This is a genomic window from Rhodococcus pseudokoreensis, assembly GCF_017068395.1.
In the GTDB taxonomy this organism is placed as follows: Bacteria; Actinomycetota; Actinomycetes; order Mycobacteriales; family Mycobacteriaceae; genus Rhodococcus_F; species Rhodococcus_F pseudokoreensis.
The window spans coordinates 3760309-3778315 of sequence record NZ_CP070619.1 but is presented as its reverse complement, the minus strand read 5'-3'; the positions used below and the strand labels follow the sequence as shown (position 1 = coordinate 3778315).

Sequence of the window (18007 nt, the reverse complement as noted above, 5' to 3'; positions counted from 1 at the left end):
TCGTCACACCACCGACGTCATCCCGCCGTCGACGAAGATCACCTGACCGTTGACGTACCGGGAGGCGTCCGACGCGAGCCACACCGCCGGACCCACGAGGTCGTCCGGGGTGCCCCACCGGCCTGCCGGCGCGCGGCCGCGGAGCCAGGCGTCGAACTCGGCGTCGTCGACGAGGGCCTGCGTCATCTCGGTGTGGATGTAGCCGGGGGCGAGGCCGTTGATCTGCAGCCCGGAGCGTGCCCACTCCGCCGTCATCGCGCGGGTCAGATTCCGCAAACCGCCCTTCGCGGCGGTGTACGGCGCGATGGTGGGCCGGGCCAGGTCGCTCTGCACCGAGCAGACGTTGACGATCTTCCCGCTGCCACGGCCGATCTGGAACCGTGCGACCTCACGCCCGACGAGGAAGGCGCTGGTGAGGTCGGTCGTGAGCACCCTGTTCCAGTCTTCGAGGGTGACATCGAGCAGGGGCTGGCGGTGCTGCAGCGCAGCGTTGTTCACCAGGATCTCGATCGGCCCGACCTCCGACTCGATCCGCTCGACGGACTCGGTCACCCGCCCGGGATCGGTGACGTCGAACGCGTACGCGTGGACCCGGGTGTCGCCGAACTCCGCGCAGAGCTGTTCGCGGGCCTGCGCGAGACGGCCGGACGAGACCCCGTTGAGCACGATCGTGGCCCCCGCCCCGGCCAGACCCCGCGCGAGTGCGTAGCCGATTCCCCGGCTCGAACCGGTGACCAGGGCGATGCGCCCGGTCAGATCGAACAGGGTCACAGCGCACCCACCGGGTTGCCGAGCGTGCCGATTCCGCCGAGCGTGATCTCGGCGCGGTCGCCCGGTTCGACCGGGCCCGACGTGAACGGGCAACCCGTGAGCACCACGTCTCCCGGCCCCAGCGTCAGATACCGGGTGAGATGGACCAGTTGCTCGGACACGTTCCACGCCAGCTGCCGGGTGGACGCCTCCGCCACGGTGACCCCGTTGACGCGCACGGCGATCGGCACGTCGCCGGGGTCGAGGTCCGTCTCGATCCACGGACCGAGCGGGGTGAAGCCGTCGCCGTGCTTCGCTTGAGTGAGCTTGTCGTCGAGCGCGATCTGCTCGACGGCGGTGACGTCGTTGCCGATCGTGTAGCCGAGGATCGCGGAAGGCACGTCCTCGGGGCGCAGGTTGCGGCACATGCGCCGGATGACGACGGCCAGTTCGCCCTCCACGACGACCTTCCCCAGCCCCTCGTCGACGACGATCGGATCTTCGGGGCCGATCACCGTGCGCGCCGACTTCATGAACGCCTGCAACGGGAGGTCGCGATCTCCGGGTGCGCCGTTGTGCGCCATCCCGAGCAGGACCCGCGGTTCGGCAGGCGCGAGCAGGCGCGCCCCGTCGACGTCGTGTGCGGGTCCGGTGAACGTCAAGGTATCCGCGAACGGATCGGCCACCTCGTGCCAGCGACCGTCGCGCAGGCACACCGGCCGCGGTCCCGAATCGGTCGCGATGCGGGCCAGTCTCATGCGTCGACCCGATCCTTCGACGGGGCGACGGCATCCGGTCCGTGGACCGGGTCGGCCATCGCGTCCCACGCGAGCCCGAGGTCGCGGCCACGGGTTTCGGGGGTCACGAACGTCGTGGCGAACGAGATGACGCTGAGGACCAGCACGTAGATCGCGAGCGGCACCCACGAGTTGTTCGTCAGCGACAGCAGCAGCGCGCCGACGAAGGGGGCGATGCCGCCGGCGAGGATTGCGCTCGTCTCCCGGGCGACCGCGACGCCGATATAGCGGTGACGGTTTCCGAACAGCTCGGGCAGGGCCGCGCACTGCGCGCCGAGCATCACGTTGACGCCGATCCCGTAGCTGACGGCGAGGGTCGCGACCACGAGGTAGGGGTTGCCGAGCGAGAGCAGCCACCACGACGGGACGGCGAGGACGAGTTGCAGCGCCGCACCGAACCGGTACACCCGCATCCGGCCGAAGCGGTCCGACAGCGCGCCCGAGAACGGGATGACGAGCATGCCGATGGCGGCGCCGCACGCGATCGCGAGCGGTCCGATCGACTTGCTGACACCCACCACCGTCGTCACGTAGCTGATGCCGAGGGTCTGGAAGATGTACGAGCCGCCGTTCTCGGCCATCCGCAGGCCGATGCCGCGGAGCACGCTGGGCATCGAACTGCCGATCAGTTCCCGGAACGGGCTCTCGCTGATTTGATCCTGCTTCTCCAACTTGATGAACGTGGGGCTCTCCTGCATGCGGAGCCGGATGAACACGGCGACCGCGATGAGGAAGATGGAGGCCAGGAACGGCACCCGCCACACCCAGGCGAGGAGCAGTTCACGATCGATCTGACCGAGGATCGCGAAGACCCCCGACGCCATCAGGGTGCCCACCATGATCCCGACGAACGGGAGTGCGGAGAAGAACCCGCGTCGCTGGGTGGGCGAGTACTCCGCCATCAGTGTGGTGGCACCGGCCTGCTCGGCGCCGGCGCCGAAGCCCTGCAGCAGTCGCAGCGCGACCAGCAGGATCGGCGCCCAGATGCCGACCTGGGCGCCGGTGGGCAGCACGCCGATCAGAGTGCTCGCACCGCCCATGATCGCGATCGTGATCATCAGGACGGCCTTGCGTCCGAGACGGTCGCCGAGGGCGCCGAAGAACAGACCGCCGACGGGGCGGGCCAGGAATCCGACGGCGTACGTGCCGAAACTGGCCATCAGCGCGGCCGACGCGCCCATCGCGGGGAAGAACAGCTCACCGAAGATCAGCGCCGACGCCAGGCCGTACAGGGCGAAGTCGTAGTACTCGAGTGCGCTGCCGATGGAACTGGCGAGCGTCGCGCGTTTGAGGTTCGCGGCGTAGTCCGGGTCGTCCGAGGCGCGCACCGGTCGGGTGGATCCACTGCCTTCCGGCATTTTCGATTCTGGCGACATCTTCTGCTCCGTTGTGGGACGGGACCACGTTCAGCGCGGTCACAAACAGGTCGGTGCAGTGACCCAGGTCACTGGCATGGCGAGGACCCTACCGCGCAACGAGTTATTTGTCATACGTAATTGGAAGTGTTGACTGAATCACATGATTAGTGCAGAGTTTTTACTCTGAACATATGGCCAGAGTTGGTCCTGTACCGAAGGAATCCGCAGTGAGTGCACACGACCCGAAGCCGCACGAGCGGCGACTCCGCGTAGTCGCCGCGACCCCCGTGAGCGAGGAACTCATCGACCTCGTCACGCGGGCGGAACCGCGCATCGACTTCATCCGCGAGCAGGATCTGCTGCCGCCCTCCCGATTCCCGGGTGACCACTCCGGCGACCCGTCGTTCACCCGGACCGCGGAGCAGCAGAAGGCCTTCGAGGATCTGGTCGATTCGGCGCAGGCCCTGTACGGCGTGCCCGACGAGACGCCCGCGGCACTGACCAGAACGGCGCGGGTCAACCCCGGCCTCCGCTGGGTGCACACGATGCCGGCCGGCGGCGGCGCCCAGGTGAAGGCGGCCGGACTCGCCGACGAGCAACTCGCCCGCATCGCGTTCAGCACCTCCGCCGGCGTGCACGCGGAACCGCTCGCCGAGTTCGCCGTCTTCGGACTGCTGGCCGGCGCCAAGACCCTCCCGCGGCTACTCGCCCAGCAGCGCGACAAGGCGTGGAGCGGCCGGTGGGCCATGGGAACCGTGTCCGGGCAGCGCATCGTCATCGTCGGGCTGGGCAGCATCGGCCGCGCGACGGCGCTGAAGCTGAAGGCGCTCGGCGCGACGGTCGTGGGAACGAGCCGGCGCGACACCGCGGTCGAGGGCGTCGACGAGATCGTGCACCCCGACCGGCTGGCCGACGTGGTCGGTGACGCGGACGGCATCGTCGTGACGCTTCCCGGAACCAGCGCCACCGAAGGTCTCGTCAGCGCAAAGGTATTCGGCGCCGTCAAGCCCGGAGTGACGGTGGTGAGCGTCGGCCGCGGCAGCGTCGTCGACGAGGCCGCCATGACCGCGGCCATCGAGGACGGGCGGGTCGGCTTCGCCGCGCTCGACGTGTTCGCGTCCGAGCCGCTAGCGTCGGACAGCCCGCTGTGGACGCATCCGAACGTGCTGGTCAGCCCGCACACCGCTGCGTTGAATCCCGCGGAGGATCGCCTGATCGCGGAACTGTTCGCGCGCAACGCCACCCGGTTCCTCGACGGCGAGGAACTGATCAACCGCGTCGACACCGTCGAGTTCTACTGACGGAGTTCTACTGACGGAGTTCTACTGACGACGCGGGGCTACGACGGCGCGTCCGGTGGGCGTGTCGTCGTGGTCTGTTCAGGACCCGAGCAGTTTCGCCTTCGCCGCCGCGAATTCCTCGTCCGTGAGCACGCCGGCCTCCTTCAGGCCGGCGAGTTCCTGAAGGCGGGACACCAGGTCGCCTCCGGCCGGCGCTGGCGGCGGAGGCGGAGGTGCCTGCTGTTGCGCTGCTTGCTGTTCCGCGTACTGCTGCTGCGCCGCCTCGTCGATCCGGGCCTGTTGCTCCGCATCCTTGTTGGCGGCGCGCCGGTTCATCGCGTTCGACGTCGCCCGCGCGGTGCCGGTGATGACCGCCGTCCGGGCCACCGTGCCGAGCAGCCCGGGACGTCCCATGCGGCGTGGACCCCTGAAAACCATGTCGTTGCTCCGTTTCCGTTCGTGACCGTCAGACCGCGGCGGCGATAGCCGCCTCGACCACCTCGCGCGGGATGTGCAGGTGCAGAGCCACCTCGCCGCCGGCGTGCCGGGACGCGGCCGCGAGCTTGCGCGCCCACGTCTGCTCGTACACGAGCGCCACCGCCGACGTGCCCGGCTCCAGTGACTCGCGTACCACCTCGAGATCCTCGTCGCTGATCAGCGCCTTGGCTTCGAGGGACAGGGCGGCGAGTCCGATGCTGTCGAGATCCTCGTCCACCTCCACCTGGCTCAGTGTGCCGTCCGCCCCCTTGGAGACGAACACGAGATCGAGGATCGTGATCACGCCCTGGGCGACCACCTCGCGGAACGTGTCGATCACCGCGGGATCGGCCCGCTCACCCGGAAAGGTGAGGAACAGGAACGCGACCGGACCGACATCTTCAGCTGAAATCGACATCTTCTCTCCCTGCGCTGGGGTGCCCTGCTGTCGATGATCGCGACCGGCCGGCGGGCGCGCATCATCCACGACGGGTGATTCCGCGCAGCGCCGTTCATCCCCTACGGATGATGCCCCGGAGTCCCGGTTCTGTGAGGCTCGAGCGCAGTGCCGTTGCCGGGTGGTTCGAGAGACGGGTGATGCATGCCTTCCGTGGGAGCCTCGCTTTTCTGGATCGTGGCCTGCGCGGTGATCGCCCCGCTGCTCGCCGGGCTGTTCCCCCGGAAGCTGGTGCCCGAGGTCGTGCTCCTCCTCGTCGCCGGGATCGTCATCGGCCCGCACGTCTTCGACCTCGCGGTCGCGGGCAGCGAGATCGACCTGCTGCGCGAACTGGGGCTGGGACTGTTGTTCCTGCTGGCCGGCTACGAGATCGACACGGCCGAGATCACCGGTCGCGGCGGCAGGCGGGCGCTGCTGACGTGGCTGATCTCGCTGGCGCTGGCGTTCACGGTGGTGTCGCTGCTGAGCCTGGCCCACGTGGTCGACGCGGGGACGGCGGTGGCCATCGCGATGACGTCGACCGCGCTCGGCACGCTCCTGCCGATCCTCCGGGACGCGGGCGGACTCGACACCCGGCTGGGCCGGACGATTCTCAATCACGGCGCGTTCGGCGAACTCGGACCCGTCGTCGCGATGGCGGTGCTGCTCGGGTCGCGGGGGTCGGTGGCGTCGATCGTGGTCCTCGGGCTGTTCACGGCCGCGGCGGTGCTGGTCGCGTTCATCCCCGCCCGTGTGCGGCGCGAGGGCTCCCGGATCACGGCGATCATCCGGTCGGGGTCGGAGACGACGTCGCAGACGACGGTCCGGCTGACGATGCTGCTTCTCGTCGCACTCACCGTGCTCGCGGCGGAGTTCGGGCTCGACACCATCCTCGGAGCGTTCGCGGCGGGATTCATCCTGCGGCGCGCCACACCCGAGGGCGACGAGACCCTCGAAACCAAACTCGACGGCCTGGCGTTCGGTTTCCTGATTCCGATCTTCTTCGTGACGTCGGGTATGGCCATCGACGTCGCCGCCGTGGCGTCCGAACCCGGCGTCCTCATCGCGTTCGTCCTGCTGATCCTGCTGGTGCGGTCGGGACCGGTCTACTTCGCCGGAAGATTCGACCGCGGCGCCGACGGCACCGACCCACCCTTCACCGTCCGTGAACGCACCCAGCTGGCGCTGTACGCGGGAACCGGTCTGCCGCTGATCGTCGCCGTCACCGGAGTGGCCGTCGACTCGGGCGACATGACGCCCGCCAATGCCTCCGTGCTCGTCGCGGCGGGTGCGATCACCGTCCTCCTCTTCCCGCTCGCGGCGTCGTTGCTCGCGTCGACCCCCGAACCGGTCGCCGACCCGACCGTCCCGGGCACACGAGGAGACACGAACCCCGGGAGCAGACCATGACTCGAACCGAAACGACGCAGGCGCCGGCCCGGGCGACGCTGACCCTCGCGACCCTTATCCTCGTCGCCGCCGTCGCCAACCTGAACCTGTCCGTCGCGAACGTCGCGCTCCCCGACATCGGCCGCGCATTCGACGCGAGTCAGACGCAGCTGAACCTCATCGCCGTGGCCTACTCCCTCGGGCTGGCCGCGTCGGTCCTCTACCTCGGGGCGCTCGGCGACCGCTACGGGCGCAAGCAGATGCTGGTGCTCGGCATGGCGCTGTCGCTGCCGGCGTCGGCGATCGCGGGGTTCGCCGGTAACTTCGAAATACTGTTCCTCGCACGCGTTCTCGGCGGCGTCTCCGCCGGGCTCGCGTTCCCCACCACCCTCGCGATCATCACCGCGCTGTGGTCGGGACCGCCCCGCACCAAGGCGATCGCACTGTGGTCGGCTCTCGGTGGCGCGATCTCCTCGCTCGGGCCGATCGTGTCGGGGGCGCTCCTCGAGCAGTTCCATTGGGGCTCGGTGTTCCTCGTGACGCTTCCGCTCGCCGGCCTCGCCCTCGTCAGCGCCATCCTGTGGGTGCCCGCCCACGTCAACGAAACGACCGATCCCGTCGACAATCTCGGCGGCATCATCTCCGTCGTCTTCATCGCCGCCCTCATCCTCGCGATCAATTTCGCGCCCGTGGACGGCTCCGGGGCACTCGCCGTCGGTCTCGGCCTGATCGCCCTCGCCGCGGGCGCCGCGTTCTTCCTGCAGCAACGGCGGGCGGCGCACCCACTGTTCGATCTGCACGTCGCCGCCCGACCGACGTTCTGGGTGGCCGCCGTCGGCGGGGTGATCGTGTTCGGCGCGTTGATGGGAGCGATGTTCATCGGGCAGCAGTTCCTCCAGAACGTGCTCGAGTACTCCACGCTCGCCGCCGGATCCGCGATCATCCCGGCCGCCGTCGCGATGGTCGTCGTCGCACCCCGCTCCGCGAAACTCATCGAATCGCACGGCTCCCGGTTCACCCTGCTCCTCGGCTACCTGTTCGTCGTCCTCGGACTGGTCGTCGCGCTGGTGTGGTGGGACGAGAACGCGACGTACTGGTGGGTCGCGCTGGCCTACGCGTTCGTCGGCATCGGGGTCGGGTTCGCGGGAACCCCGGCGTCGCGGTCGCTGACCGGGTCGGTGCCGGTGTCGCGGGCGGGCATGGCGTCGGGCACCTCCGACCTTCAACGCGACCTCGGTGGCGCGATCATGCAGTCGATCCTCGGCGCGGTGCTCACCGCCGGTTACGCGAAGTCGCTGTCCGCCACGATCGCCTCGTCGCCGGACGCCGACCAGATCAACGCGGAAACCCAAGCGGCGCTCACGAAGTCGTACTCCAGCGCCGAGGTGCTCGCGGAACGCTATCCGCAGTACGCCGAGCAGATCATCGCGGCCGCCCGCAACGCCTTCCTGGACGGCGACGACCGCGCGTACCTCGCCGCGATCCTGGTGGTGTGCGCCGGGGCCGTGGTTGTGTTCTTCTTCTACCCGCGCCGCGACAAGGAGAAGCGACTGCTGGCCGAGTACGCGACCGAGAGTGCGCAGTAGGGCGAATGTATCGTCGGTCGCCTCGGAAGCGCCGAAAGGTACATTCGCCCGGCGGTTGCGGGGTAAATTCCCGAGAGGGGCACCTCGACGACGGGACCGCACGATGACAGCTCAGGTCGTGACCAAGACGAATCGGCGACGAGGCCTCGCGGCGGTCGCGGCAGCATTGCTGCTGGTGGTGACGGCGGCGTGCTCCGACGACTCCTCCTCCACGGGCACCTCCGCGACCTCGACGACGACGCAGGCGGAATCGCCGGGTGCCGAGGCGGGCGCCGCGCAGATCGACCCCGGTGTCGCGGACCGACTGAACGAGGCGATCGAGAAGACGATGTCGATGGCGGCGATTCCCGGCGCGATCGTCGGCGTGTGGGGTCCCGACGGCGACTACGTGAAGGCGTTCGGTGTCGCCGACAAGTCGACGGGCGCGCCGATGGAGACCGACTTCTATCACCGGATCGGCAGTGTGACAAAGACGTTCACGGTCACGGGTCTGCTGCAACTGGTCGACGAAGACAAGGTGGCCCTCGACGACCCGATCTCGAAATACGTGGAGGGTGTGCCCGCGGGAGACCAGATCACGCTGCGCCAGCTGGCGCGGATGCAGAGCGGGCTGCCCAACTACACAGCCAACAAGGACTTCCAGCAGGCGTTGCTCTCCGACCCGATGAGGGAATTCACGCCGCCAGAACTGCTGGGTTACGCGTTCACGCAGCCCGCGTCCTTCCCGCCCGGTCAGGGATTCGAGTATTCGAACACGAACACCGTCCTGCTGGGGCTCGTCGTCGAGAAGGTCAGCGGAATGCCGCTCCCGGAGTACGTCTCGCAGAAGATCCTCCAGCCGCTGAAGCTGGCGGACACCAGCTTCCCGACCACCAACGCGTTCCCCGAACCGCACGCGCAGGGCTACACCGAGCAGACCCTGGACGAGAAGGAAGCCGTCGCCACCGACTGGAATCCGTCCTGGGGATGGGCGGCAGGCGCCATGATCTCCACCCTCGACGACCTGCGCATCTGGGCGCCCGCGCTGGCCACCGGAACACTGCTGCAGCCGGCCACGCAGGCGCAGCGGCTCGAGACGGTGACCGCGCCGGGTCTGGCGTCCGACGTCGGCTACGGCCTGGGCATCTTCGACATCGCGGGCTGGATCGGGCACAACGGCAGCCTCCCCGGCTACCAGACGGTGTGCATGTACCTGCCCGAGACGGAGACCACGGTCGCGATCATGCTCAACACCGACATCCCCTACGAGGACAGCGAACCGAGCACGGCGCTGGCGGGAGCCGTCACCGAAGTCATCTCGCCCGAACACATCTACCGCCTCCGGCCGGAGGTGCAGAACCCGGACGCGTCGTCCCCCGCCACACCGACGCCGTCGGAGACTCCGGCGCAGGCGCCGTCCACGACCCCCGCCCCGCCGACCAGCTGACCCCCAGGTGAGTGGCAAAGCGTGCCCGGGCGCACTTTGCCACTCACGTGCCCGGGCGCGGTAGTAGCGTGCAGACATGACGATTCTCGTGACGGGGGCAACCGGGAACATCGGCCGAATGCTCGTCGACCACCTGCTCGCGCGGGGTGCGCCGGACGTCCGGGCCCTCACGAATCATCCTGACAAGGCGCAACTTCCGGATTCGGTCACCGTCGTCGAGGGATACCTCCGCAGACTCGACAGCCTGCCCGCGGCGTTCGACGGCGTCGATTCCCTCTACCTCGCACCGACTCCCGACACCGCCCCGGACGCACTGCGCCTGGCGAAGCAGGCCGGAGTCCGGCACGTCGTCGACCTCTCCGGCCCCCACGACGGCCATTGGGGTGACGTCGCACGCGCCGTCGAGGCGTCCGGCATCGAATGGACACACCTGTGGCCCGGCGAGTTCATGGAGAACGCGGGAATCCTGGCACCGCAGATCGCCGCAGGCGACACCGTGCGTGAGCCCTACCCGACGGCGGCGAACGCGCCGATCGCCATGGACGACATCGCCGAGGTTGCGGCCGTCGCCCTCCTCGACGACGGGCACGTCGGAAAATCGTACGAACTGACCGGTCCCGCGACGATCACCCGCGCCGACCTCGTCCGGGAACTGGGCGCCGCCCTCGGCCGGAACATCGAGTACCGGCAGGTGCCGCTGGACGAGGCGGTGGACGTCCTGACACCGGCGATGGGGGAGTACTCCCGCTGGTACCTGGAGGGGATGGCGAGCCTGGTCGACGCCCCGCAGCAGGCGAACCGCCTCGTCGAGCAACTCACCGGCCGCCCGGCGACCACGTTCGCGCAGTGGGCGTCGGCGCACGCCGACGAGTTCAGCGGTTCGGGGTCAGCGCGATGACGGGAATCGGGCGGTCCGTCTTCTTCTGGTAGTCGCGGTACCGGCCGTGGTTGATCTCGTTCATCTTCGTCCACATCCGGTCGTAATCCGGTTCGCCCGGAAGCACTTTCCGCGCCGCCACGGTGATGTGTTCGCGGCCCACCTGGATCTCGCAGGTCGGGGCAGCGAGCACGTTGTGCATCCACGCCGGCGACGTGGGCGCACCGCCCTTCGACGCGACGACCAGATAGCTCGCGCCGTCGCGGCCGTAGGTCAACGCGGACGTGCGCGGCTGACCGGACTTCCGGCCGACGCTGCGCAGCAACAGCGTCGGCATCCCGAACAGCAACCGATGCCCCACCCAGCCGTGGCTGTGTTCGTAGACGAACTGGTGCAGCTGAAGGGTTTTCACGAACAGATCGGCCACGGCGTCCTCGTCTCGGCACTCGGAAGAGATCGTGCCCCACAGGGTAGACCGTCGTCAGGCCCGGCGAACCGCGTGCAGGACGGTGTCGTGGATCGTGACGGGCCGGCCGTCGGGGTCGCGCGCGTCGCGGGACGGGACCGCCGACACGAGAATTTCCCACTCCGCGCGGTCCAGCACGGCCGCGACCTGTTCCGGGGTGAACAGCATGTCGGGAACATTGGGCCGCCCCACGGACGTCTCCAGATCGGACGGGTGATGTCCGACGATCAGCAGGTGCCCGCCGGGCCGGACCGCCTCCGCCAGACGACGGTGCAGGGCCTCGCGGGCAGGTCCGGGCAGATGCATGAAATGCGCCGACACCAGGTCGAATCGGCGGGCAGGCGGCTCCCACGACAGGATGTCGGCCTGCTCCCACGTCGTCCGGTCCGCGACATCGGCACCGGCCTCGGCGGCCCGGGCGGCGGCGCGGTCCAACGCGACCGTGGACACGTCGACTCCGGTGACGGTCCACCCGCGGGCAGCGAGCCAGATCGCGTCGGCACCCTCGCCGCTGCCGACGTCCAGGGCGCTGCCCGGGGTCACGTCCGCGACCTGCTCGACGAGGCGCGGGTTGGGGTTGCCGCTCCACACCGCGGTGCTCGAGCGGTAGCGCTCGTCCCAGAACTCCTGGCTGAGGAAATCGGTCGTGTCCGGTGCGTGCTCGTGGGTCATGCCCCCTCTGTGCCGCGCGGAGCGGCCCTACCGGGAATCCTGTTGCCGGAACGGCAAGCGATTACGGGCTGGAGAACGTGTAGATCCGGCACCCGCTCATGTTCGCGGCCGACACGACGCCGTCGGCACGCGCGAAGTCGCCCTTGGCGGCGAGATTGTTCGCGAGCGCGGCTTGGTCGTCGCAGAAACCCTGGTCCGAAGGGTTGGCCGGGGGATTGCTGATGTACGTGTCGCCCGGTGCAGCCACCGCAATGGGCGCCGCTCCGACGAGTGGGACGGCCGCTGCTGCAATCGCAATGGAGGCCGCCGCGACGATACGGCGGATCATCATGCGCCTCCGAATGTGGTCCGAATGGGTGCTGACACCATCCTGCACCGATCCGCAGTCGGCGACCAGACCCCCAAGGGGTGGGATTTGCAACACCTTTACCGTCAGCGACGCAGGGCGGCCTGAACCCGGTCCGCAGCGACCACCGGATTCTCGTGCTCCCAGATCCGCACCACCGTCCACCCGGCGTCGGTCAGCGTCGAGTCGGTGTCCCGGTCGCGGGTCACGTTCCCGGCGAGCTTCTCGGCCCACCACTGCGCGTTGTTCTTCGGAAACGTGGCGTGCTGCGGGCAGCTGTGCCAGAAACACCCGTCCACGTACACGGCCACCTTGCGTCGCGGAAACACCAGGTCGGCGCGCCGCCGAACCCCCTTCATCGGCGCCCGGTCCACGAAGTACCGGACCCCGCGGCGGTGCAGTTCGCGGCGCAACGCGAGTTCGGGTGCCGTGTCGCGACGCCGCTGCGCCCGCATCCGGGCGCTGGTCGCGGGGTCGGTGGCGGGCATCGCAGGTCCGTCCGGCTACGCGGCGGCCTCGGGGAAGCCGCCCATGCGGTCGAGGTGGCTCTCGACGTCGTCGATGAACCCGGGCACGAAACGCAGATTGCCCATCCGGGCCCGTTTCAGGAACCCGGCGGTCGCGCGCGCCGACAGCAGCCGGGTGTCCTCCAGAAACCCGCTGAGATCCTCGTACGGCTCCTGCACCGGCCACGTCGACGTGTGCACGCGGAAGGCCTGACGGTTGCTTCCCCACGCCGCGACGGGCCACGCGTCGCCGGGCTTCATCGGTGTCTCGATGCCCCGCTCGTACTCGGCCGGGTCGAGCAGCCGCCGACCGACCCACGACGCCATCCGCACACTCACCGCGTTGCCGACGAGCTTCCACCGATGACTGTTGCGCAGACCGGGAACCAGCGCGGCGGGCGCCGTCCAGTCGGGGTCGAAGCCTTGCAGGCGTTCCGCGTCCACCAGTCCCGGGGTAACGATCTCTCCCGACGGCAGTCGCACGGCGGGCGGACTTGCGATCCCGACGGACGAACCGCCCTTGAGCGTCGGCACCGCGTTGACCGCCCACCCGAGGCCGCGGGTGCCCTCCGTCCAGTAGAAACCGCACGGGAAGTCGGTGGGGTCGTCGACGGGGCGTTCCCCGGCGTCCTCCCCGAACAGGACCGCGCGGGGATCCTCCGTGCGGGAGGCGAGCATCAGGACCCGCTGCCGGCGCTGGGGGAGTCCGAAGGCGCGCGCGTCGACGACCCGGTACGCCCACATGTAACCGAGGTCCTCGAGGGCGTCCGTGATGTGCCTCATAGCCGCCCCGCGACCCAGTTGCAGCATGAACGGAACGTTCTCGATCAGGAGCCAGCGAGGGCCCTTCTTCCGCTTCACCAACCGGAACACCTCGTCGACGAGACCGGACCGTGCACCGGTGATGCCTGCGGTCCGGCCGGCCTGGGAGAGGTCCTGGCAGGGGAATCCGGCGGCGACGAGTTCGATGTCCTGGGGGAGGGAACGCAGCTTGGTGACGTCGGAATGCACTGGGACGTCCGCGAATCGGGTACGCAGAACCGCCTGGGCGCCCGGGTCGATCTCACAGAGCAGTTCGGTGTTCCAGCCGTGCTCCCTCAGACCCAACTCGAGCCCGCCGATACCGGCGAACAGGCCCACCATGCTCCCGGTTGACGTCACGGCACCCTTCCTCACGAACCAGTCACCCGAGAACGTTACTCGAGATCTGTGGCCGCTTTGACCAACGACCCGTGAGTACTTATTAACCTCGGGCGGTTAAGAAGTACTCACGGGTGGCGCAGCCACACATGATAACGAGCCGAGGAGGCGTCCCAGCGTGGATCAGCTGATCGTGGTGATCGGGCTCATGCTCGTCACAGTCCTGATCGTCGGCCTCGGTGACCGATTCCACGCGCCCTGGCCGGTGCTGCTCACGCTAGTCACCGCGGGCGCCGCGTTCGTCCCCGGCATTCCGCACGTCGAACTCGAACCCGAACTGATCCTGCCGCTGTTCCTGCCGCCGCTGCTGTGGGCGCTGGCCCGCCGGACGTCGTGGGCGATGTTCGTCGACCGCTGGAAGACCATCGTCGTCCACTCCGTCGGCCTCGTCATCGTCACGACGGCCGCGGTCGCGTGGACGGCCTGGGCGCTGGTGCCCGGCATCACCCTGGCGGCGGCCATCGCGATCGGCGCGATGACGGCACCACCCGACCCGGTGGCGGTCGAGGCCGTCGCCGAACCCGTCGGGATTCCGCGCCGGCTCGTCGGCGTCCTGCAGACGGAGGGCCTGTTCAACGACGCCGCCGCGCTGGTCGCGTTCCAGGCGGCGCTCGCCGCGACCATCGCCGGCGAAGACCTGCACTTCGGGTTCGAGGTGCTGCACTTCCTGTACACCGCGGTCGCCGCGGTGCTGATCGGTCTGGCATCCGGCTGGGCGGGGTCGTGGCTGGTGGTGCGGATCGTGGACGTCCCCGGTCGCAGCGGACTGACCCTGGTCATCCCGTTCGTCGTGTACCTGCTGGCCGAGGAGGTCCACGCGTCCGGCGTCATCGCCGTGGTGGTCGCCGCGGTGCAGATGAGCGCCGCCGACTCCGAGGTGGACGCCGAGGACCGCCTGGCCAGTGCCTCTTTCTGGCACGTCGCCGAACTGCTGGTCACCGGTATCGCGTTCGGTCTGATGGGTCTCGAATTCCGCCAGATCGTCGACGACGCCGGCAGCGACCTGTGGACGATGGTGTGGCACGGCGTCGTCATCGGGGTGGTGCTGGTGGTGGTCCGCGCGCTGTGGATGGGCGTCACCTGGCTGTACATCCGCGGCTACGAGGACAACGCGTCGTCCGCGCCCCGCACGCCCGCCGAAGCCGTGGTCATGACGTGGTGCGGGATGCGCGGACTCGTCACCCTGGCGTTGGCGCTGAGTCTGCCGGTCGACGACTTCCCGTGGCGGTCCGAGGCCGTCGTCATCGCGACCGTCGTGCTGGTGATGAGCATGGTCATTCCGGGATTCACGCTGCCGTGGCTGGTGAAGGCGCTCGGCGTCGCCGGGGTCGCGGACGCGGAGGACGCCGAGGAGCGGGCGCTGGTCGAGCGGGCCCGGCGCGCGGCGCTCGAGGTCGTGACCTCTGCGCCCACCACGCTGCCACCCGAATCGGTGGCCCGGCTCAAGGCCCTCTACGACCGCCTCGAGGAGGACTCCGCACCCGGCACCCACTCGCCCGAATACTCGCAGCGCATCGAACAACTCAAGACCCGCCGCGACGAACTGCGGGCGCTGCAGCGGGGGGCGCTGACCGCGGCGCAGGCCGAAGTGTTGCGGGCCCGCAACGAAAAGGGGCAGGACCCGCACGTCGTCGACCGTGTACTCGAGCGTCTCGACCGCCTGTCCTCGGCGAGCAACACGCAGACTTTCCACCACTGAGAGTCCTAGACTTCCTGTAGGTGGGAACACAGGGAGGCGGCATGATCTCGGGTTTCCGGAACCGGTCGCACCTCGTGCGTGACGCCCAGGGCAGCGGCCTCGTCGAAGCGTTCGTCATCATCGGGATCTGCACGATCCTGCTCACCCGCGCCTACCTCCACCTCACCGGGTACCCGCAGGTCGGGGGATCGTCGCTGCACATCGCGCACGTCCTGTGGGGCGGGCTCGGCATGGTCGTGGCGCTGGTGACCGTGTTCTCGTTCCTCGGGATGAAACCGCGGGTCCTCGGTGTCGTGATCGGCGGCATCGGGTTCGGGTTGTTCCTTGACGAGATCGGCAAGTTCGTCACCAAGACCAACGACTACTTCTACCGGCCGTCCGTCGCGATCATGTACGTGGTGATCGTCGTGTTGCTGCTGGTCAACCGGTCGCTGCACGACGTGCGGCCGCCGACCCCGACGGAGGACGTCGCCAACGCCGCCGCCATCGCGCTCGGCGGCCTGGACCGCGGCCTGGACCGCGCGCGCCGCGTGCAGGCGCTGGCGCAGCTGCGCCGGGCTGCCGCGGCCGGGGCGGACGAGGCGACGCTGACGTCGGTGCGGGATCTGCTCGACCACTGTCCGGACCGGACCGGCCGGACCGTGCCCACGGCCCGGGAGCTGGCCCGACGCGCGACGCCCGCGTTCGCGAAGGGCCCCGGCATGCTCTGGACGGCGGCCGTGCTGCTCACCCTGTTCTCCACCCTGGGACTGCTCAGCGCCGTGATCACGCTCGACGACGACCTCCGCGGTGACGAGGGAACCGACATCACGACGGTCGGTCAGCTCACCGGTTCTGCGATCGCGTTCGTGCTGTGCTGGTCGGCCGTCCTGCGACTGCGGAACGGCAAACTGTGGCCGCTGCAGTTTTTGAGGGCGGCAGCCCTGGTCACGGTGCTCCTCACCGAGGTGTTCGATTTCGTCGCACAGGAATTCGGGGCACTGCTGAACGTCGCGGTCGGACTCGGCGCCCTCGTCGTCTTCTCGTCGCGCATCGCGGTCACGGAACGAGCCCGGGCACTGACGCTCGACAACTCTGCTGCAACGAAACTCGGCCCGTTGCCACCCCGGGAGCCGTCGTCGCTTACCGTAGACAGGTGAGCATCCAAGCCTCCGGTGCCTCGACCTGGCCCGCAGTACTGACGTGGCGGGCGGACAACGCACCCCGAATGGAATCGGTGCGCGTCCAGCTGAGCGGCGACCGCATCAAGGCCGCAGGCCGGATCATCGGCGGCGAGTGCCCCGAGCATCCCGCGTTCAGCGCGTCCTACGACCTCGTCACCGACGAGAGCGGCATCACCCGCCGGCTGTCGCTGCGAACGTCCGTCGCGGCCGGGGAGCGGCAGATGTCGATCAGCCGCGACGAAGAGGGCACGTGGATGGTGGAGCACGGCGCCAACCACCAGCGGTCCACGTTCGAGGGCGCCCTCGACGTCGACATGGTGCTCAGCCCCTTCTTCAACGCCCTGCCCATCCGGCGGTACGGACTGCACCTCGGGTCCGAGGACGTCGAGGTTCCCGTCGTCTACGTGAATCTCCTGGACCTGCGGGTCGAGGGCGCGATCCTCACGTACAGCAGCGGTCCGGACGGCATCCACGTGTTGTCGCCGGTGTCGAGTTCCTCGGTGACGGTCGACCGCGACGGGTTCATCATCGACTACCCGGGGCTCGCGGAGCGGATCTAGGCGCTTCGCGCTCGTGCGTGGTTAACGAGTCCCTGCACTCGCCGGGCACTCACAGGCGGCGGAGCCGCCCCCCGCGCCGGCCAGCGTCGCGCATCTCCTCGATCCAGCCGTCGTGGCCGGGAACGATGCCGGTGATTTCCCAGGTTTCCTGGTTGTCGTACGTCAGGCGCGCTCCGTGACCGTCTTCGACGAGTGACGCCGCGGACGACTCCTCCGCCAGTTCGGTCCGCGCGTCCTGCAGCAGCGTCAACGCCTCGTCCAGTGCGATCAGCAGCGCGTCCCGGTTGCCTTCGCACATGGCCCGGACGAGTCCGGGTGCGCTGCCCGCCACCCGGGTGCCGTCGCGGAACGAGCCGGCCGCCAGACCCAGCGCCAGCGGTCCGCCGCGGGCGCCGGTGATCGCAAGCGTCTCGGCCAGCAGGTGCGGCAGGTGCGAGATCCGCGCGACCGCCCGGTCGTGTTCGGCGGATTCGGCGGGGACGACGACGGAACCGCAGTCCAACGCGAGTTGCGCGACCTGCGTCCAGATGCCGGGGTCGACGCCGTCGTCGGTGCCGACCACCCATACGGCCTCGCGGAACAGGTCGGCGCTGCCGACGCTCCACCCGGACGCCGACGTTCCCGCCATCGGGTGCCCGCCCACGTAGCGGTCGGCGAGTCCCTGCCGGGCCGCGGCCGCCGCGACCTCGGCCTTGACGCTGACGACGTCCGTGATCGGGCAGTTCGGCGCGTACAGGGCGATCGCGGTGAGGGTGGCGGCGACGGCGGGCACCGGGACCGCGATCACGATCAGCGCCGATTCGGAGGACGCACGCTGCAGCACCGCGACCAGATCGGTGTCGGCGTCGAATCCGTCCGCGCGGGCGGCGTCGACGGACGGTGCGGACCGGTTGTGACCCCACGCTTCGCGGCCCGCGCGCACTGCCGCACGCAGCAGCGAACCGCCGATCAATCCCAGGCCGAGCACACACACCGGAGGTGTGGAAGGGGTATCAGACACCCGAACAGGTTGGCACATT

19 protein-coding genes are annotated in these 18007 nt (G+C 69.3%); 8 read left to right on the top strand and 11 right to left on the bottom strand.

What is annotated here, in order from left to right; translation table 11 throughout:
• Positions 1-3 precede the first annotated feature (3 nt).
• Genes JWS13_RS22365 through JWS13_RS22355 form a run of 3 tightly spaced genes read right to left on the bottom strand, consistent with a single transcriptional unit; the run spans position 4 to position 2905 of the window.
• On the bottom strand, positions 4-771 hold the full coding sequence (locus JWS13_RS22365) for an SDR family oxidoreductase (RefSeq protein WP_206007517.1): 768 nt from the start codon (positions 769-771) through the stop codon (positions 4-6).
• Positions 768-1508: a fumarylacetoacetate hydrolase family protein gene (locus tag JWS13_RS22360; RefSeq protein ID WP_206007516.1), complete on the bottom strand. Its 741-nt coding sequence runs from the start codon at positions 1506-1508 to the stop codon at positions 768-770. The genes JWS13_RS22365 and JWS13_RS22360 overlap by 4 nt, the downstream gene beginning before the upstream one ends.
• Positions 1505-2905 (bottom strand): MFS transporter, encoded by a 1401-nt coding sequence (locus tag JWS13_RS22355; RefSeq protein ID WP_206011690.1) that lies wholly within the window; start codon positions 2903-2905, stop codon positions 1505-1507. Before JWS13_RS22355 ends, JWS13_RS22360 begins: the two co-directional genes overlap by 4 nt.
• Positions 2906-3132: 227 nt before the next feature.
• Here JWS13_RS22355 and JWS13_RS22350 point away from each other — a divergent pair, with 227 nt between their 5' ends.
• Positions 3133-4206: a D-2-hydroxyacid dehydrogenase gene (locus JWS13_RS22350; protein WP_206007515.1), complete on the top strand. Its 1074-nt coding sequence runs from the start codon at positions 3133-3135 to the stop codon at positions 4204-4206.
• A 78-nt stretch (positions 4207-4284) separates the two neighbouring features.
• Here the strand turns inward: JWS13_RS22350 and JWS13_RS22345 are convergent, their stop codons facing one another.
• The gene (locus tag JWS13_RS22345; RefSeq protein WP_206007514.1) at positions 4285-4623 is read right to left on the bottom strand and encodes an SHOCT domain-containing protein; all 339 of its coding nucleotides are present in this window, start codon (positions 4621-4623) and stop codon (positions 4285-4287) included.
• A gap of 28 nt (positions 4624-4651) precedes the next feature.
• Positions 4652-5080, bottom strand: a complete 429-nt coding sequence (locus JWS13_RS22340; RefSeq protein WP_124394252.1) for a DUF6325 family protein — start codon at positions 5078-5080, stop codon at positions 4652-4654.
• A 183-nt stretch (positions 5081-5263) separates the two neighbouring features.
• On the opposite strand from JWS13_RS22340, the gene JWS13_RS22335 reads away from it, so the two are divergent.
• The 4 genes from JWS13_RS22335 (at position 5264) to JWS13_RS22320 (ending at position 10397) form a co-directional block, all read left to right on the top strand.
• On the top strand, positions 5264-6508 hold the full coding sequence (locus JWS13_RS22335; protein ID WP_206007513.1) for a cation:proton antiporter: 1245 nt from the start codon (positions 5264-5266) through the stop codon (positions 6506-6508).
• Complete coding sequence (locus JWS13_RS22330; RefSeq protein WP_206007512.1) at positions 6505-8073, top strand: MFS transporter; 1569 nt, start codon at positions 6505-6507, stop codon at positions 8071-8073. The genes JWS13_RS22335 and JWS13_RS22330 overlap by 4 nt, the downstream gene beginning before the upstream one ends.
• A 103-nt stretch (positions 8074-8176) precedes the next feature.
• Complete coding sequence (locus JWS13_RS22325; protein ID WP_206007511.1) at positions 8177-9499, top strand: serine hydrolase domain-containing protein; 1323 nt, start codon at positions 8177-8179, stop codon at positions 9497-9499.
• 76 nt (positions 9500-9575) lie between these two features.
• Complete coding sequence (locus JWS13_RS22320) at positions 9576-10397, top strand: NAD(P)H-binding protein (RefSeq protein WP_206007510.1); 822 nt, start codon at positions 9576-9578, stop codon at positions 10395-10397.
• Here JWS13_RS22320 and JWS13_RS22315 read toward each other — a convergent pair.
• The 5 genes from JWS13_RS22315 to JWS13_RS22295 form a co-directional block, all read right to left on the bottom strand.
• Entirely contained in the window at positions 10372-10803 is a 432-nt protein-coding gene (locus tag JWS13_RS22315; RefSeq protein WP_206007509.1) for a nitroreductase family deazaflavin-dependent oxidoreductase, read from the bottom strand. The two genes, JWS13_RS22320 and JWS13_RS22315, sit on opposite strands and share 26 nt — an antisense overlap.
• 54 nt (positions 10804-10857) lie before the next feature.
• Positions 10858-11514, bottom strand: a complete 657-nt coding sequence (locus tag JWS13_RS22310; RefSeq protein ID WP_206007508.1) for a class I SAM-dependent methyltransferase — start codon at positions 11512-11514, stop codon at positions 10858-10860.
• A 61-nt stretch (positions 11515-11575) separates the two neighbouring features.
• Positions 11576-11845: a hypothetical protein gene (locus tag JWS13_RS22305; protein WP_206007507.1), complete on the bottom strand. Its 270-nt coding sequence runs from the start codon at positions 11843-11845 to the stop codon at positions 11576-11578.
• Between the two features lie 101 nt (positions 11846-11946).
• Positions 11947-12348: a very short patch repair endonuclease gene (locus JWS13_RS22300; RefSeq protein ID WP_160096219.1), complete on the bottom strand. Its 402-nt coding sequence runs from the start codon at positions 12346-12348 to the stop codon at positions 11947-11949.
• Between the two features lie 15 nt (positions 12349-12363).
• Positions 12364-13509, bottom strand: a complete 1146-nt coding sequence (locus JWS13_RS22295; RefSeq protein ID WP_206011689.1) for a DNA cytosine methyltransferase — start codon at positions 13507-13509, stop codon at positions 12364-12366.
• Between the two features lie 175 nt (positions 13510-13684).
• Between JWS13_RS22295 and JWS13_RS22290 the strand changes: the two genes are divergently transcribed.
• The 3 genes from JWS13_RS22290 to JWS13_RS22280 are packed head-to-tail and all read left to right on the top strand — an operon-like array spanning position 13685 to position 16988.
• Complete coding sequence (locus JWS13_RS22290) at positions 13685-15265, top strand: cation:proton antiporter (RefSeq protein ID WP_206007506.1); 1581 nt, start codon at positions 13685-13687, stop codon at positions 15263-15265.
• Between the two features lie 41 nt (positions 15266-15306).
• Positions 15307-16404 carry a hypothetical protein gene (locus JWS13_RS22285; RefSeq protein ID WP_206011688.1) on the top strand — a complete coding sequence of 366 codons (1098 nt, stop codon included), beginning with the start codon at positions 15307-15309 and terminating at the stop codon, positions 16402-16404.
• Positions 16401-16988: a putative glycolipid-binding domain-containing protein gene (locus tag JWS13_RS22280; protein ID WP_087561551.1), complete on the top strand. Its 588-nt coding sequence runs from the start codon at positions 16401-16403 to the stop codon at positions 16986-16988. The genes JWS13_RS22285 and JWS13_RS22280 overlap by 4 nt, the downstream gene beginning before the upstream one ends.
• 49 nt (positions 16989-17037) lie before the next feature.
• Here the strand turns inward: JWS13_RS22280 and JWS13_RS22275 are convergent, their stop codons facing one another.
• On the bottom strand, positions 17038-18006 hold the full coding sequence (locus tag JWS13_RS22275; RefSeq protein ID WP_206011687.1) for a prephenate dehydrogenase: 969 nt from the start codon (positions 18004-18006) through the stop codon (positions 17038-17040).
• Position 18007 lies beyond the last annotated feature (1 nt).

Coding starts and splice junctions, on each gene's coding strand:
- JWS13_RS22360 (WP_206007516.1), bottom strand. CDS start 1,508: ATGAGACTGGCCCGCATCGCGACCGATTCGGGACCGCGGCCGGTGTGC.
- JWS13_RS22355 (WP_206011690.1), bottom strand. CDS start 2,905: ATGCCGGAAGGCAGTGGATCCACCCGACCGGTGCGCGCCTCGGACGAC.
- JWS13_RS22345 (WP_206007514.1), bottom strand. CDS start 4,623: ATGGTTTTCAGGGGTCCACGCCGCATGGGACGTCCCGGGCTGCTCGGC.
- JWS13_RS22340 (WP_124394252.1), bottom strand. CDS start 5,080: ATGTCGATTTCAGCTGAAGATGTCGGTCCGGTCGCGTTCCTGTTCCTC.
- JWS13_RS22335 (WP_206007513.1), top strand. CDS start 5,264: ATGCCTTCCGTGGGAGCCTCGCTTTTCTGGATCGTGGCCTGCGCGGTG.
- JWS13_RS22330 (WP_206007512.1), top strand. CDS start 6,505: ATGACTCGAACCGAAACGACGCAGGCGCCGGCCCGGGCGACGCTGACC.
- JWS13_RS22325 (WP_206007511.1), top strand. CDS start 8,177: ATGACAGCTCAGGTCGTGACCAAGACGAATCGGCGACGAGGCCTCGCG.
- JWS13_RS22320 (WP_206007510.1), top strand. CDS start 9,576: ATGACGATTCTCGTGACGGGGGCAACCGGGAACATCGGCCGAATGCTC.
- JWS13_RS22310 (WP_206007508.1), bottom strand. CDS start 11,514: ATGACCCACGAGCACGCACCGGACACGACCGATTTCCTCAGCCAGGAG.
- JWS13_RS22305 (WP_206007507.1), bottom strand. CDS start 11,845: ATGATGATCCGCCGTATCGTCGCGGCGGCCTCCATTGCGATTGCAGCA.
- JWS13_RS22300 (WP_160096219.1), bottom strand. CDS start 12,348: ATGCCCGCCACCGACCCCGCGACCAGCGCCCGGATGCGGGCGCAGCGG.
- JWS13_RS22295 (WP_206011689.1), bottom strand. CDS start 13,509: ATGGTGGGCCTGTTCGCCGGTATCGGCGGGCTCGAGTTGGGTCTGAGG.
- JWS13_RS22285 (WP_206011688.1), top strand. CDS start 15,307: ATGATCTCGGGTTTCCGGAACCGGTCGCACCTCGTGCGTGACGCCCAG.
- JWS13_RS22275 (WP_206011687.1), bottom strand. CDS start 18,006: ATGTGCCAACCTGTTCGGGTGTCTGATACCCCTTCCACACCTCCGGTG.